This window comes from Kribbella sp. NPDC051620 (genome assembly GCF_044453825.1).
In the GTDB taxonomy this organism is placed as follows: domain Bacteria; phylum Actinomycetota; class Actinomycetes; order Propionibacteriales; family Kribbellaceae; genus Kribbella.
On record NZ_JBITDB010000005.1, the window covers coordinates 695,482 to 710,639 of the forward strand.

The following is a 15,158-nucleotide window of genomic DNA, read 5'->3' on the forward strand; positions in this document are numbered from 1 at the left end:
CCCCGAGGCGTCCACGCCGGTATTCTGGGCTGCTGTTGTGCGTTCCTGGTCCTCGCCGGTGTGATTGCGGGCCGCTCGCCGACGTACCAGTTCTGATTTGTCAACCTCTGAGAAACGAAGGTCAACGACCGTGCGCACGTACAGCCCGAAACCTGCTGACGTCACCCGTGAGTGGCATGTGATCGACGCCACCGACGTCGTGCTCGGTCGGCTCGCCGTCCAGATCGCCACCCTGCTGCGTGGCAAGCACAAGCCGACGTTCGCCCCGCACGTCGACGGTGGCGACTTCGTCGTCGTCGTCAACGCGTCGAAGATCGCCCTGTCCGGCAACAAGCGGACCGACAAGCTGGCGTACCGCCACTCGGGTCACCCGGGTGGTCTGACGGCCACGCCGGTCGGCGAGATCCTGGACAAGGATCCTCGCAAGGCCGTCGAGAAGGCTGTCTGGGGCATGCTCCCGAAGAACCGCCTGAGCCGTCAGCTGCTGGGCAAGCTGAAGGTCTACGCCGGTCCGGAGCACCCGCACACGGCTCAGCAGCCGAAGCCGTTCGAGATCACCCAGATCGCTCAGTAGTAGCGATCGCCGAGCCAGGTAAACGAGGATTCACAGCGTGAGCGACATCACCACCGAGACCGAAGAACTCGACACCGAGGTCCCCATCGACACCGAGGGCCCGGTTGCCTACACCTCCGAGACGAACCCGAGCCCGGAGCAGCGCGCCGAGTCCGGTCGCGTCGCGGTGATCAACCCGGCCGGCGCCACCGGCCGCCGCAAGGAAGCTGTTGCCCGCGTCCGGCTGATCCCGGGCACCGGCAACATCACCGTCAACGGCAAGCCGATCGACGTCTACTTCCCGAACAAGGTTCACCAGCAGCACGTGAACGAGCCGTTCGTGGTGGCCGGCCTCGAGGGCTCCTACGACGTCATCGCCCGGATCAACGGCGGCGGCATCACCGGCCAGGCCGGTGCGCTGCAGCTGGGGATCGCTCGTTGCCTGAACGCGGCCGACGAGGAGGCGAACCGTCCGGGTCTGAAGAAGGCCGGTCTGCTCTCCCGCGACGCGCGGATCAAGGAGCGCAAGAAGGCCGGTCTCAAGAAGGCCCGTAAGGCTCCGCAGTACAGCAAGCGCTGATCACCTGATGTCGCGTTTGTTCGGCACGGACGGAGTCCGTGGCCTGGCGAACGTGGATCTCACCGCGGAGCTGGCGCTCGACCTCTCGGTCGCGGCAGCTCACGTACTCGGCGAGGCCGGTGCCTTCGAAGGGCACCGGCCACGCGCCGTTGTGGGGCGGGATCCTCGGGCCAGTGGCGAGTTTCTGGAAGCAGCCGTGGTGGCCGGTCTGGCCTCCGCCGGCGTCGATGTCGTCCGGCTCGGCGTGCTGCCGACCCCGGCCGTCGCCTATCTGACCGGCTCGACCGGCTCCGACCTCGGAGTGATGCTGTCGGCCAGCCACAACCCGATGCCGGACAACGGCATCAAGTTCCTGGCCCGGGGCGGGATCAAGCTCGACGACGTCATCGAGGACGCCATCGAGGTCCGTACCGGCGAGGAGTGGCAGCGCCCGACGGGTGCGGCCGTCGGCCGGGTCCTCGACGACGGGCAGGGCTTCGAGACGTATGTCTCGCACCTGGTCCGGTCGGCGCCCAACCGCTTCGACGGCGTCAAGGTCGTCATCGACTGCGCCAACGGCGCGGCCTCGCTGACGGCGCCGGAAGCCCTGCGCCGGTTGGGCGCAGAGGTCATCACGTACGCCGCCGCGCCGGACGGCCTGAACATCAACCTCAACTGCGGTTCGACCCACATGGAGGGTCTGCGCCGCGAGGTGATCGGGCACGGCGCCGACCTCGGCATCGCGCTCGACGGTGACGCGGATCGCTGCCTGGCGGTGGATGCGGCAGGCGAGCTCGTCGACGGCGACCAGATCCTGGCCGTGCTCGCGCTGGCGATGCGCGACTCGGGCCGGCTGTCCAACGACACCGTGGTCGCGACCGTGATGAGCAACCTTGGTTTCGTCCAGGCGATGGTGCGGGAGCAGATCGCGGTCGAGCAGACCAAGGTCGGCGACCGGTACGTGCTGGAGGCAATGAAGGCCGGCGGGCACAAGCTCGGCGGCGAACAGTCCGGCCACGTGATCCTCTCCGACCACGCGACCACCGGCGACGGCACGCTGACCGCCGTCATGCTGCTCGCCCGGATCGCCCAGACCGGCAAGAGCCTGGCCGACCTGGCCGCCGTGATGACCCGCCTGCCGCAGGTCCTCGTCAACGTCCCCAACGTCGACAAGACCCGGGCCGGCACCGACGCCGACGTACAGGCAGCCGTGGCAGCAGCCACCGCCCGCCTCGGCGACACCGGCCGTGTGCTCCTGCGCCCGTCCGGCACGGAGCCCCTCGTCCGCGTCATGGTCGAAGCCGAGTCCTCCGCCACCGCCCACGAGGTAGCCCACGACCTCGCGGGCATCGTGGAGACCTCCCTCAAGCTCTGACCCGCATGCAACCCCACCTCCTCTGCCCGACGTACTAGTGGGGACAGAGGAGAGTGGAGGGGCGGATGCCGGACCGGGATCGGGAGTATGTCGAGTTCGTCGGGGCGTCGAGTGCGGCGTTGCGGCGGACTGCGTATCTCGTCTGCGGGGACTGGCATCGGGCCGATGATGTCGTCCAGGACGCGCTCTACAAGCTGTACCTGGTCTGGGCGAAGCTGGATACCCGGACTCCGTTCGCCTATGCGCGCCGGATCGTCGTCAACGCGGCGCTCGACACTGGCCGGCGGCCCTGGCGACGGGAGACGCCGACCGACCGGTTGCCGGAGCGGGCCTGGGCTGAGGACCATACCGGCGTTCATGCCGAGCAGGACGAGTTGCGGCGGGCGCTGGCCGAGTTGGCGCCGCGGCAGCGGGCTTGCGTAGTACTGCGCTACTACGAGGATCTCTCGATCGAACAGACCGCCGAGATCCTCAACTGCTCGCAAGGCACGGTGAAGAGCCAGGCGGCGCGCGGCCTCGAAACGCTCCGGCAAGCCATCGACCGGACCCGCGCGAACGGGTGTGCGTCGTGAAGGAGACCGAGATGCCCCACGACCCGGACCTCACCGCCGCCCTCGCCCGCCTCGCGGCCGGCGATCCGCTGGACCCGATCAACCCCACCGCCCTGCTCGAACGCGGCCGCCGCGGCCGTCGCCGTCGCCGGGTCCTCTCGGTCAGCGGCGTGGTTGCGGGAGTAGCCGCCATCGCCGTCGGTGCTGCTCTGCTTCCGGGCGCCCTCGACACCACCGAGCCCGAGATCGCCCAGACGCCCAAGCCAACGACAGCCGCTTCGTCTTCGGCGGGGGCTGTTCACCCCGATTCCCGGCGTACCGCAGGGCGATGCCGCCCTGGAACCGTTGACCAGGTCGGAGATGATCCGCCGCTGTGAGTTCCGGTACGGTGCACAAAAGCTGGCCACCGCCAGTGAATACACGGCGACCACGGTCATCCCGGCGCCGGAGCCGGGCAGCAACATCCGCTGCATGATCCCCGGCGACTCGCAGCCGACCAAGGCGCTGCTGGCCGCTGCCGCGACTGATCCTGTACCGGCCGGTGCGGCGGCTCAACTCCGCAACTGCTCGGTCGTGTACTGGCATGACCTGACGAAGTGGCGGGTTGTCACCTCGGATCGGGTCCAGGGCGCCGCGGCCGTGGTGGTCGCGTTGTCGCCGAGCGGTCGCTACTCCCTCACCTGCCGGCTGAGCGTCGGCCAGGTCGACCCGGTCGTCAGCAAGTTCCAGCCCACCATCAAGCCGGTCCTCAACCAGCCGCGCCGGGTCCTGGACCAATACTTCCCGAGCTACGGCGGCACCTGTCCACCGAGGGTCTGCGCCGGTTACTTCCACCGCGACGGCGGCCGGGTCGACTCCACCATTACCCGGATCCGCCTGAAAGCCGAGAACGGCCGGACCCACGACATCCCCGTCAAGGACGGCTGGTTCGCCCTCGCCTGGGCCGACGCCACCTCCAACCCCACCGCAAGACCTCTCACCGTCACCGAGTACGGCAAGTCCGGCGAGACGCTGAGGACGTTCCAGACGCGGGATTGGTGAAGACCGCGCGCTACGGGGGTGGGGCGGTGGATTCGCCGAGGTGGAGCTTGGCGGGGATCAGGTGGGGCGGGGGGAGGGGGGAGGCGCCCTCTAGCTGTCGGATCAGGGCTTCGGTGCCTAGTTCGCCGAGTTCGGGGCCGGGGGTTCGCATGATGGTCAGCTCGGGATTGGACAGTGCGGCCGTGTCAGGGGCCATCAGCGAGAGCACCGAGATCTCGTCCGGGATGCGGCGGCCGAGGCGGTTCAGGCCGGACATCACGCCGAGGGCGGAGTACTCGTTCAGCACCAGGACGGCCGTCGTCTCCGGGTGGTCGTGAAGCAACCTGGTCGCGGCTTCCCGACCTGCGCGGGTCGAGTCCGAGCACTCCAGCACGATGGTCTCGAGGCCGTACCCGGCAGTGACCCGGCGATAGGCGGCCTCGGATCGCACGTACGGTCCGTAGGTGTGGAATCTCGGGTCGGCCAGATCACCGGAGACCAGTACCAGCCGGCGGTGCCCGAGGCCGTGCAGGTAGCCGACCGCGTCCTCGATCGTGGTGTCGAAGTCGATGTCGACGTGGATCAGGCCCTCCAGGGCGGTGGTCCGGCCGATCAGGGCGAACGGTGTCCCGGTCCGCTGGAGCACGGCGATCCGTGGATCGTCGAGCTGGACCTCCATCAGCACGACTCCGTCGACCAGTGACTGCCCGACCAGTTCGGTGAGCTCGCCGCCGTCGTTCCCGACCGGCCAGAGCACCAGGTGGTAGTCCTGCTTTCGAGCCGCTTCGGCCGCGCTGGTGAAGAACTCCGCGGCCGAGAACCCGAATCGGTGGTCCAGCGCTGGATAGGCCATCGCGATGATCCGGGTACGCCGGCTGGCCAGCGCGCGGGCGACCACGTTGCGGCGGAAGCCGAGCTCCGTCATCGCGCGCTCGATCCGCTCCCGGGTGGCCGGCGTCACCGGCTTGGTGTCGTTGAGCACGAAGGAGACGGTGGCGATCGACACGCCCGCCCGCTTCGCCACGTCCCGCATGGTCACCATCGGCCGTTCTCCACCCCGCTCTCGGCTGCCGCCCAGCCTGTCATCCGGACCGCCCCAGGGCCTTGACAGTGGTGTGACGTAGGGAACATAGTCCCTGACTACGCGGCTAGTTAACCGCTTTGCCGGGCATCCCACAACTGAATGACGGCTTCCTTTTCGTGAATGTGGTTAAGCGCTTGACCGGCGCCGGGACGGGTGGCTGTCGCCGACTCATCCAAGGAGTGCAATGTCATGATCACGCAGCGGATCGCCGCGGCCCTGGCGGGTACGACGGCTCTGTCGCTCGTCGTCGCCGGCTGCGGCGACAGCGGGAACAGCTCGCCGTCCTCGTCCGGCGGCAACGTCAGCAGCCTCTCGATCCTGGACTACTACAACAACGACCCGGACAAGGCGCTCGTGCAGAAGGGCCTCGACTCCTGCGCGGGCAAGCTCGGCATCACCGTGCAGCGCGAGACGGTGCCTGGTGACACCTTGATCGCGAAGGTCCTGCAGCAGGCCTCCTCGAAGACGCTGCCCGACGTGCTGATGCTGGACAACCCCGACGTCCAGCAGATCGCCGCGACCGGCGCGCTCGCGCCGCTGAACGACATGGGCCTGTCCGGGGACGGGGTCATCCAGGGCATGAACGACGCGACGTCGTACCAGGGCAAGCTCTACGGACTGGCGCCGGTGACGAACACGATCGCGTTGTTCTACAACACGCAGATGCTGCAGGAGGCCGGCGTTCAGCCGCCGAAGACCTGGGACGAGCTGAAGAGCGCCGCCAAGAAGCTCACCAAGCCCGGCCGGTACGGCATCGCCTTCAACGCCAACGCGACCTACGAAGGCTCCTGGCAGTTCCTGCCGGCGATGTGGACCAACGGTGGCGACGAGACGGACCTGAAGAGTCCGCAGGTCGCCGAAGCGCTGCAACTGTGGGTGGATCTGGTGCAGTCGGGCTCGGCGTCGAAGAGCGTCATCAACTGGACCCAGGGCGACGCGAAGGACCAGTTCGCGGCCGGCAAGGCCGCGATGATGGTGAACGGCCCGTGGCAGATCCCGGCGCTGGCGAAGGCTCCGAACATCAAGTGGGACGTGGTCACCTTCCCGCTGAACAAGCCGGACCAGACGCCGGTCGCGCCGCTGGGTGGTGAGGCCTGGACGGTCCCGCTGAACAAGGACCAGGCCAAGCAGCAGAAGGCCGCCGACTTCGTGAAGTGCCTCAACTCCGACGAGAACGAGATGGCCTGGGCCAAGGCCCGCTTCACCCTGCCGACCAAGACCGCGCTGCTCGACCAGTACGCCAAGGAGGTGCCCTCGATGAAGGCGTTCGCCGAACAGGTCAAGACCGCCCGGGCGCGGACCGGCAAGCTCGGCGAGAAGTGGCCCGAGGCTGCCAAGGTGATCTATCAGGCGATCGCGCTGGCGCTGACCGGCAAGGCCACGGCGCAGGACGCGTTCAGCAAGGCCTCCGGCGGGTGAGCTCCCGGGGACGGCGCCGTCGCGGCGAGGACCTGACCAAGGTCCTCTTCGTGGCGCCTGCCGCGCTGGCGATGCTCGCGCTGTTCGGGTACCCGGTGCTGAAGAACCTGATGATGAGTCTGCAGGACTACACCCTGCGGACCTTCTTCACCGGGCAGGCGCCCTGGGTCGGACTGCGGAACTACTCGACGGTCGTGCGGGACCAGCTCTTCTCGCAGGCGATGGTGAACACGGCGTTGTTCACAATCGGCTCGATCGCCTTCCAGTTCGCCGCCGGCCTGGCGCTGGCGCTGTTCTTCCGGCGCCGGTTCCCGCTCAGCAATCTGCTGCGGTCGCTGCTCCTGCTGCCGTGGCTGCTGCCGCTGATCGTCTCCAGCGCGACCTGGCGGTCGATTCTCGAACAGGATAGCGGCATCCTGAACCGCACCCTGACCGGACTCGGCCTGATCAACGATCCGGTGCCGTGGCTGAACTCGCCGTCGGTGGCGCTGATCGCGGTGATCGGGGTGAACATCTGGATCGGCATCCCGTTCAACGTGACCCTGCTGTACTCCGGTCTGGCCGAGATCCCGCAGGAGTTGTACGAAGCCGGCCAACTGGACGGCGCCACCGGCTGGCGCGCCTTCCGGTACATCACCTGGCCGAACCTGCGCGCGGTGGCCAGCGTGCTGCTGGTGCTCGGAGTGGTCTACACGATCAAGGTGCTGGACATCATCCTCGGCCTGACCGGCGGCGGCCCGGCCAATGCCACCCAGACGCTGGCGACCCAGTCGTACCAGCGGTCGTTCGTCGACTTCAAGTTCGGCGAGGGCGCGGCGCTGAGCAACATCCTGATCGCGATCTCGCTGCTGTTCGCGGTCCTGTACCTGCGCGGCACCCGCCGTGCCGTCGACGAATAGGAGGGGTACGACGATGTCCGACTCGGCTGTCCGTCGCGCGATCTACACCGCGATCGGCGTACTGATCCTGGGCATGATGCTGTTCCCCGTCTACTGGATGGTGAACGCCTCGCTCCAGCCCTCCGGCAACACCCTGACGGCCGGCTTCCTGCCGCTGGACCCGACGTTCGCCGGCTACCGGCGGGCGCTCAGCGAGCAGGGGCACAACCTGGTCACCAGCGTGCTCATCGCGGGTGGCACGGTGGTGCTCTGCCTGCTGGTCTCCGCTCCGTGTGCGTATGCGTTGTCGCAGTTCCGGTCCCGCTGGGTCGGGATCGGGTTGCTGGCGATCCTGGTCTCGCAGATGATCCCGGGCATCGTGATCGCCAACGCGCTCTACACGGCCTACGAGCGGATCGGGCTGCTGAACTCGATCCCCGGCCTGATCGTGGCCAACTGCAGCAGCGGGATCCCGTTCGCGATCCTGATCCTGCGCTCGTTCATGCTCTCGCTCCCACCGTCGCTGGTGGAGGCTGCCCGGGTGGACGGGGCCGGCCTGTTCCGGGCGTTCGTCGCGATCGTGTTGCCGATCAGCCGGAACTCCCTCATCACCGCCGGCCTGTTCACCTTCCTCTTCTCCTGGAGTGACTTCCTCTTCGCCCTCACGCTGACCACCAAGGGTGGCGTGCGGCCGGTCACGCTCGGGATCTACCAGTACCTGGGTACCCAGGTACAGAACTGGAACGCGGTGATGGCGACCGCCGTACTGTCCGCGATCCCGGCGATCGTGCTGCTGGTCGTCGCCCAGAAGTACATCGCCGCCGGCGCCATCGGTGGCGCCGTCAAATGACCCATCGACCAAGGACTACTGACATGACGCTTCGCGTACTCGTCTGGGGCGAGAACCGGCACGAGCAGGTCGAGCCGCACGTTGCCGAGATCTACCCCGACGGCATGCACACCACGATCGCGGAGGGCATCGCCGAGAACCTCGGCGACGCCGTCGAGGTCGCCACCACCACCCTCGACGAGCCCGAGCACGGCCTGACCGAGGAGGTGCTCGCCGCGACCGACGTGCTGGTCTGGTGGGGGCACGCCGCGCACGGCGAGGTCGACGACAAGGTGGTCGACCGGGTGTACCAGCACGTGCTGTCGGGGATGGGCCTGCTCGTCCTGCACTCCGGCCACTGGTCGAAGATCTTCGGCAAGCTGATGGGCACCACCTGCACGCTGCGCTGGCGCAGTGAGCAGGATCGCGAGCTGGTCTGGACGGTGAACCCGACGCATCCGATCGCGCGCGGCGTACCGCATCCGATCGTGATCGAGCAGCAGGAGATGTACGGCGAGTTCTTCGACATCCCGGTGCCGGACGAACTGGTCTTCGTCTCCACCTTCAGCGGTGGCGAGGTGTTCCGGTCCGGCTGCACCTTCCGCCGCGGCCACGGCAAGATCTTCTTCTTCTCGCCCGGCGACCAGGACTACCCCGTGTACCACCACAAGGACGTCCGCAAGGTGATCGCCAACGGGGTCGAGTGGGCCAAGAGCGACCTGCCGGAGCGGGCGCTGCCGACGCTGCTGCGCTACGACACCGGTGACTTCTTCAACGGCCAGGGGTACGCCGGGCCGATCGGAGACCCCGCCGATGCCTGAACCCCTGCGGCTCCTTCAGGTCGGCGCCGGCGGGATGGGCCGCGCCTGGCTGCGCAACATCAAGCAGAACCCGGACGTCCTCCTCGTCGGGCTGGTCGACCTCGACGTCCCGCTGGCCCGCTCGGCCGCCGGCGAGCACGGGTACGCCGATGTCCCGGTGGCGACGTCGGTCGCCGAGCTGGCCGAGCGGACAGGCGCGGACGCCGTCATCGACGTGACCGTCCCGGCGGCCCATCCGACGGTCAGCGTGGATGCCTTGCTGCGCGGTCTGCCCGTGCTGTGTGAGAAGCCGCTGGCCGAGTCGGTCCGCGAATGCCTGACGATGGTCGCCGCCGCCGAGGCGAGCGGCAAGTTGCTGATGGTCTCGCAGTCCCGCCGGTACTTCCGGACGGGCGAGGCCTTCGGGCGGCAACTGGCCGGGCTCGGCCCGGTCGGGTCGCTGTCCTGCGAGTTCTTCAAGGCGCCGCGGTTCGGCGGCTTCCGGGAGCAGATGGCCGAGCCGCTGCTGGTCGACATGGCGATCCACCAGTTCGACCTGGCCCGCAAGCTGATCGGGTCCGAACCGCTGTCGGTGTACTGCGACTCGTACAACCCGGACTGGAGCTGGTTCGCCGGCCACGCGGCTGCCGACGCGGTCTTCAGCTTCGAAGGGGGAGCCAGGTTCGTCTTCACCGGAAGCTGGTGCGCGGCCGGGCTGGAGACCTCGTGGAACGGTCGCTGGCGGGCGAGTTCCGCGAACGGCACGGCGATCTGGGACGGCGACTCCGCACCTGTGGCCGAGGATGCTTCGGGGGCCACTGTGCCGGTCGAGATCGGCGCCGGGCCGGAGGAGATCGCTGGGTCCTTGGCCGAGTTCGTCCAGGCGCTGCGTACTGGTGCCACGCCGCAGACCGAGGTGCATTCCAACGTGGTCAGCGTCGCGATGGTCGAGGCCGCGGTTCGCTCGTCGGCGTCGGGTACACCGGTCCGGATCGCCGACGTCGTCTCGGCCGCGCACGCCGAGGCGATCGAGACCGTACCGGCCGGAGTGCTGCTCGACGTGCTGCGCTCCTGGCCGTCGGTCGAGCGGGTGGTCGGGCTGCCGGAGAAGTACTGAAACGACGTTCGACCGGCAAGAACACCGTTTCAGCAGTGGTCCAAAGGCTATCCTCTTGACCCTGGCTCAGCGTGTGGGTAACTTTCGCGTGCGGGGGCACGGTTGTAATTCAATTACCTGAGGGGTCGGTTATGTCCGCCTTGCGCCGTTTCGCTGTTGCCAGCCTCGCCGTCGCGACCATCGGCTCGCTGGTGCCGGCCAGTGCCGTCAGTGCTCCACCACCTGAGCCGCCCAACAACATGCAGCTGGCCGCCAAGGCGCTCCAGAAGATGACGCTCGAGGACAAGATCGGGCAGATGTTCGTGCTGTTCGCCTACGGCCCGGACGCGAGCAAGCCCGACGCCCGCAACACCGCCTTGTACGGCGTGGCGACGCCCGCCGAGGTGGTGGCGAAGTACAAGCCGGGCGGCTGGATCTACTTCAACGCCCGGGACAACGTGACGAGCCCGACCCAGCTCGCCACGTACTCCAACCAACTCCAGGCGGCCGCTCTCAAGACGGGGCTGCACCTGCCGCTGACGATCGCGACCGACCAGGAGCAGGGCGTCGTCGTCCGCATCGGCCCGCCCGCCACCCAGTTCGGTGGCAACATGGCCCACGGCGCGACCCGCGACACCGCCGACGCCAGGACAGCGGCCGGTATCACCGGGCGCGAGCTCAAGGCGATGGGCATCCGTCAGGACTACGCCCCGGTCGCGGACGTCAACGTCAACGCGCTCAACCCGGTGATCGGCGTCCGCTCGTTCTCCAGCAACCCGCAGCTGGTCGCCGACATGACGGTGGCGCAGGTCAAGGGCTACCAGAACGACGCCGGCATCATGGCGACCGCCAAGCACTTCCCGGGCCACGGTGACACCGTCGACGACAGCCACAGTGCGCTGCCGACGATCAACCACACCCTCGAGCAGTGGAACACGATCGACGCGCCGCCCTTCAAGGCCGCGATCAAGGCCGGCATCGACTCGATCATGACGGCGCACATCGTGGTCCCGTCGCTGGACCCGTCCGGCGACCCCGCGACGTTGAGCAAGCCGATCCTCACCGGCGTACTGCGCAAGCAGCTGGGCTTCAAGGGCCTGATCATCACCGACGCGCTCGAGATGGCGGCGGTCCGGGCCAAGTACGGCGACGCCGAGGTGGCGGTCCGGGCGATCGAGGCCGGCGCCGACCAGCTCCTCCTGCCGCCGGCCCCCGACGTCCAGTTCAAGGCCGTCGTCGACGCCGTGAAGTCGGGCCGGATCAGCGAGCGCCAGGTCAACGAGAGCGTGCTGCGCGTGCTGCTGATGAAGCTCAAGAACGGCGTCCTGTTCCAGCCGTACGTCGACCCGGCGAAGGTCGCCACCACGGTCGGTACGCCGGCCAGCCTGGCCACCGCCCAGAAGATCGTCGACAAGTCCGTCACGCTGGTCAAGAACGACGCCAAGACGCTCCCGCTGACCAACGACCCGCGCAAGATCCTCGTCACCGGCTGGGGCGTCACCACCACCCAGTCGCTGGCCAACAGCCTCACCAAGCGGGGCGCGACCACCACCGTCGCCCAGACCGGCGCGGCCCCGACCGACGCCGCCATCGCCGACGCGGTCACCAAGGCGCAGGCCAACGACGTCACCGTGGTCCTCACCCAGAAGGCCTGGGACACCAAGGTCGTCGACCCCGGCGCCAAGCAGCAGAAGCTCGTGAAGGACCTGCTGGCCACCGGCAAGACGGTGATCGTCGTGGCCGTCCGCGACCCCTACGACATCGCGTACTTCACCGCTGCGCCGACGTACCTGGCCACCTACGGCTACGCGGCCGTCTCGATGGAGTCGCTGGCCAAGGTCCTGTACGGCGAGATCGCGCCGGCCGGCAAGCTGCCCGTCGACATCCCTGTCGCAGGCGACCCCGCCACCCCGCTCTACAAGTTCGGCCACGGACTGTCCTGGTGACCCGTACTTCCAAAGGAGAACCGATGAAGCGCCGCAGCCTGCTCGCCGGTGCGGGAGCACTCGCCGCCGCCCCGCTGATCGACATCCAGGGAGCCGCCGCGGCGGAGCCTGCCAAGAAGAAGGGCGTGATCACTGGCGCGCAGGCGCTGGCGAGGGACGACTGGAAGGCTCTGGCCGGCCAGAGGGTCGGCGTGATCAGCAACCCGACCGGCATCCTCGACGACCTCAACCACATCGTCGACACCATGCACGCGTCCGGCAAGGTGAACGTGGTCGCCGTCTTCGGCCCTGAGCACGGCTTCCGGGGCAGCGCCCAAGCTGGTGGGTCCGAGGGCGACCACGTCGATCCGCGGACCGGGATCATGGTCTACGACGCGTACGGCGCGGCCGCGGCCAAGCTCGCCACGCTCTACACCAAGGCCGGCGTCGAGACCGTCGTCTTCGACATCCAGGACGTCGGCGCGCGGTTCTACACGTACATCTGGACGATGTACGAGGCGATGCTCGCGGCCGTCCAGACCGGCGCCAAGTTCGTCGTACTGGACCGCCCGAACCCGACCGGCGGCTCGGCGCGTGGGCCGATGCTGAAGCCTGGGTACACGTCGGGCGTCGGCAAGCGGGAGATCATCCAGCAGCATGGGATGACGGTCGGCGAGCTGGCCCGGCTGTTCAACGCGGAGTACCTGCCGCTGGACACGAACGGCGCGCGGCTCAAGGAGCTGCAGGTGATCGAGATGAAGGGCTGGAAGCGCGACCAGTTGTACGCCGACACCGGGCTGACCTGGGTGATGCCGAGCCCGAACATGCCGACGCCCGACACCGCGTTGCTCTACCCGGGCGCGTGCCTGTTCGAGGCGACCAACATGTCCGAGGGGCGCGGGACGACCCGGCCGTTCGAGCTGATCGGCGCGCCGTACGTCGACTACAAGTGGGCGCAGGCGCTGCAGGCCAAGAACATCCCCGGCATCGACTTCCGCGAGGCCTACTTCACGCCGTTCATCTCCAAGAACGCCAACGTGCTCTGCGGCGGCGTCCAGATCCAGATCACCGATCCGGACCGCGCGGAGGCGATCGTGGCGGCGACGCACATGATCGTGGAGGCCAAGAAGCTGTACCCGGGTTTCGCCTGGCGTACTGGTGACAACCCGCCCGGCCGCTGGATCGACCTGCTCACCGGCTCGGACCGCTACCGCACGATGGTCGACGGCGGCGCCACCGCCGAGGCGATCGTCGCCGCCTGGCAGAGCGAGACCGACGCCTGGACCGCCCGCCGGGCGAAGTACCTGCTCTACAAGGGAGATCATCGGTGAAGCGCGTCCTCGTATTCACGGTAGCCTCTGCTGTCATGCTCACCATGGCCGGCCCTGCGGTTGCCTCAGGCAACAAGTCTGGACGCTTCGACCACCCGTACGACGGCTACGCGCCGAAGTCGACGCTGCTGCGCGACTCGACTCCGGCCAAGGCCGGTCTCGATCCCGCGCCGATCGACGCCGCGCTCGCCCAGGTGGCCGGCTGGACCCAACCGTCCGGCACCACCAAACCCCTGTACGCCGGTGCCGTCACGCTGCTCGGCCACGACGGCAAGATCGTCACCCGGACCGCGACCGGACTGGCGCTCAAGTACGCCGACGGCAGCGGTACCGAGTTGCCGGCCGACCAGCAGATCCCGATGCGCACCGACACCATCTTCGACATGGCATCGGTCTCCAAGCTGTTCACCTCGATCGTCGTGATGCAGCTGGTCGAGAAGGGCAAGGTCGGCCTGGACACCCCGATCGCGACGTACGTGCCGGAGTTCGCCGAGAACGGCAAGGCCGCGATCACCGTCCGGCAGGCGCTCACCCACACGACCGGGCTGCCCGCGTTCCTGCCGCTGTGGAGCGATCAGCCGACGCCCGAGTTGCGTCTGCACGAGGCGCTCACGGCGAAGCTGAAGAACCCGGTGGGCAGCACTTACCTCTACAGCGACCTGAACCTGATCTCGCTCGGCGAGGTCGCGCACCGGGTGACCGGCAAGACGCTCGACAAGCTGGTTGCGGACGGCATCACCAAGCCGCTGCAGATGCGCGACACCGGCTACAACCCGGACGCGAAGCTGAAGCCGCGGATCGCCGCAACGGAGTACCAGACGGCGCCGCCGCGCGGGATGGTCTGGGGTTCGGTGCACGACGAGAACGCGTGGTCCCTCAATGGCGTTGCCGGGCATGCCGGTGTCTTCTCGACCGCGGACGACCTGGCCGTGCTGGCGCAGACGTTCCTCAACGGCGGTAGTTATCGCGGTGCGAGGATCCTGAAGACGGACTCGGTCGCCGCGATGATCACCAACTTCAACCAGGGCTTCCCGGGCAACGACCACGGGCTGGGGTTCGAGCTGAACCAGCGCTGGTACATGGGTGGGCTGTCGGGTCCGCGGACGGCGGGGCACACCGGCTACACCGGGACGTCGATCGTGATCGACTTCGATTCGCGGTCGTTCGCGATCCTGCTGACGAATCGGGTGCATCCGAGCCGGAACTGGGGGAGTAACAATCCTGCCCGCAGGGCCGTAGTACAGGGGCTGGCGTTGTCGCTGGGGGTCGGGCCGCGGCACGGCAAGGATGCCTGGTTCTCCGGGACGACGGACGCCAGTACGACGACGCTAGGGGTCAAGGTCGCCGTACCGGCTGCCGGGGCGAAGGTGTCGTTCGATCTCTTCGTGGACACCGAGGACTCGGATCTGCTGTACCTGGAATCGTCCGCGGACGGCACGACGTGGACCAAGGTTCCTTTCACCGTGCGCGATCGGGGCACCGTCATCGACACGGACGGCTCGATCAGTGGGTCGGGGGATCGGCACTGGCATCAGGTGACCGCGGACCTCGGGGCCGGTGACCAGACGTTGCGCTGGCGCTACACCTCGGATCCGCTGTACCAGGGCCGGGGCGTCTATGTGGACGGCGTGAAGATCACCTCGGGCCACCAGGTGCTTTTCGACGGTGAGCGGACGCCTGAGTCATTTGTCGCGACTGGTTGGAGACTTTCGCGTCGGTGACCCCGCTCGGTGCTCAA

Annotated in this window: 15 protein-coding genes; 14 read left to right on the forward strand and 1 reads right to left on the reverse strand. The window is 68.2% G+C overall.

Annotated elements, in window-relative coordinates:
• The first annotated feature begins 130 nt into the window (after positions 1-130).
• From rplM to ACIA12_RS28075, 6 genes are all read left to right on the forward strand, one after another.
• Positions 131-574 (forward strand): 50S ribosomal protein L13, encoded by a 444-nt coding sequence (gene rplM, locus ACIA12_RS28050; protein WP_396370035.1) that lies wholly within the window; start codon positions 131-133, stop codon positions 572-574.
• A 37-nt stretch (positions 575-611) separates the two neighbouring features.
• A complete protein-coding gene (gene rpsI / locus ACIA12_RS28055; protein ID WP_343976513.1) occupies positions 612-1,133 on the forward strand; it encodes a 30S ribosomal protein S9 in 522 nt (173 codons plus the stop codon).
• A gap of 7 nt (positions 1,134-1,140) precedes the next feature.
• On the forward strand, positions 1,141-2,487 hold the full coding sequence (gene glmM, locus ACIA12_RS28060; protein WP_396370036.1) for a phosphoglucosamine mutase: 1,347 nt from the start codon (positions 1,141-1,143) through the stop codon (positions 2,485-2,487).
• A gap of 65 nt (positions 2,488-2,552) precedes the next feature.
• Positions 2,553-3,059, forward strand: a complete 507-nt coding sequence (locus tag ACIA12_RS28065; RefSeq protein WP_396370037.1) for a SigE family RNA polymerase sigma factor — start codon at positions 2,553-2,555, stop codon at positions 3,057-3,059.
• A gap of 11 nt (positions 3,060-3,070) precedes the next feature.
• Entirely contained in the window at positions 3,071-3,415 is a 345-nt protein-coding gene (locus ACIA12_RS28070; protein ID WP_396370038.1) for a hypothetical protein, read from the forward strand.
• Complete coding sequence (locus ACIA12_RS28075) at positions 3,399-4,079, forward strand: hypothetical protein (protein WP_396370039.1); 681 nt, start codon at positions 3,399-3,401, stop codon at positions 4,077-4,079. Before ACIA12_RS28070 ends, ACIA12_RS28075 begins: the two co-directional genes overlap by 17 nt.
• Positions 4,080-4,089: 10 nt before the next feature.
• Here the strand turns inward: ACIA12_RS28075 and ACIA12_RS28080 are convergent, their stop codons facing one another.
• On the reverse strand, positions 4,090-5,100 hold the full coding sequence (locus tag ACIA12_RS28080; RefSeq protein WP_396370040.1) for a LacI family DNA-binding transcriptional regulator: 1,011 nt from the start codon (positions 5,098-5,100) through the stop codon (positions 4,090-4,092).
• A gap of 231 nt (positions 5,101-5,331) precedes the next feature.
• Here ACIA12_RS28080 and ACIA12_RS28085 point away from each other — a divergent pair, with 231 nt between their 5' ends.
• The 8 genes from ACIA12_RS28085 to ACIA12_RS28120 all read left to right on the forward strand — a co-directional run bounded on the left by ACIA12_RS28085 (position 5,332) and on the right by ACIA12_RS28120 (position 15,141).
• Complete coding sequence (locus ACIA12_RS28085; RefSeq protein WP_396370041.1) at positions 5,332-6,561, forward strand: ABC transporter substrate-binding protein; 1,230 nt, start codon at positions 5,332-5,334, stop codon at positions 6,559-6,561.
• Positions 6,558-7,460, forward strand: coding sequence for a carbohydrate ABC transporter permease (locus ACIA12_RS28090; RefSeq protein WP_396370042.1), 903 nt, complete (start codon positions 6,558-6,560; stop codon positions 7,458-7,460). Before ACIA12_RS28085 ends, ACIA12_RS28090 begins: the two co-directional genes overlap by 4 nt.
• Before the next feature lie 13 nt (positions 7,461-7,473).
• Entirely contained in the window at positions 7,474-8,289 is an 816-nt protein-coding gene (locus ACIA12_RS28095) for a carbohydrate ABC transporter permease (protein WP_396370043.1), read from the forward strand.
• A gap of 23 nt (positions 8,290-8,312) precedes the next feature.
• A complete protein-coding gene (locus tag ACIA12_RS28100) occupies positions 8,313-9,089 on the forward strand; it encodes a ThuA domain-containing protein (RefSeq protein WP_396370044.1) in 777 nt (258 codons plus the stop codon).
• Positions 9,082-10,185, forward strand: coding sequence for a Gfo/Idh/MocA family protein (locus tag ACIA12_RS28105; protein WP_396370045.1), 1,104 nt, complete (start codon positions 9,082-9,084; stop codon positions 10,183-10,185). The genes ACIA12_RS28100 and ACIA12_RS28105 overlap by 8 nt, the downstream gene beginning before the upstream one ends.
• 131 nt (positions 10,186-10,316) lie before the next feature.
• Positions 10,317-12,110 carry a glycoside hydrolase family 3 protein gene (locus ACIA12_RS28110; RefSeq protein WP_396370046.1) on the forward strand — a complete coding sequence of 598 codons (1,794 nt, stop codon included), beginning with the start codon at positions 10,317-10,319 and terminating at the stop codon, positions 12,108-12,110.
• Between the two features lie 23 nt (positions 12,111-12,133).
• On the forward strand, positions 12,134-13,420 hold the full coding sequence (locus ACIA12_RS28115; RefSeq protein WP_396370047.1) for an exo-beta-N-acetylmuramidase NamZ domain-containing protein: 1,287 nt from the start codon (positions 12,134-12,136) through the stop codon (positions 13,418-13,420).
• 35 nt (positions 13,421-13,455) lie between these two features.
• Positions 13,456-15,141, forward strand: coding sequence for a serine hydrolase (locus tag ACIA12_RS28120; RefSeq protein WP_396370048.1), 1,686 nt, complete (start codon positions 13,456-13,458; stop codon positions 15,139-15,141).
• The last annotated feature ends 17 nt before the right edge of the window (positions 15,142-15,158 follow it).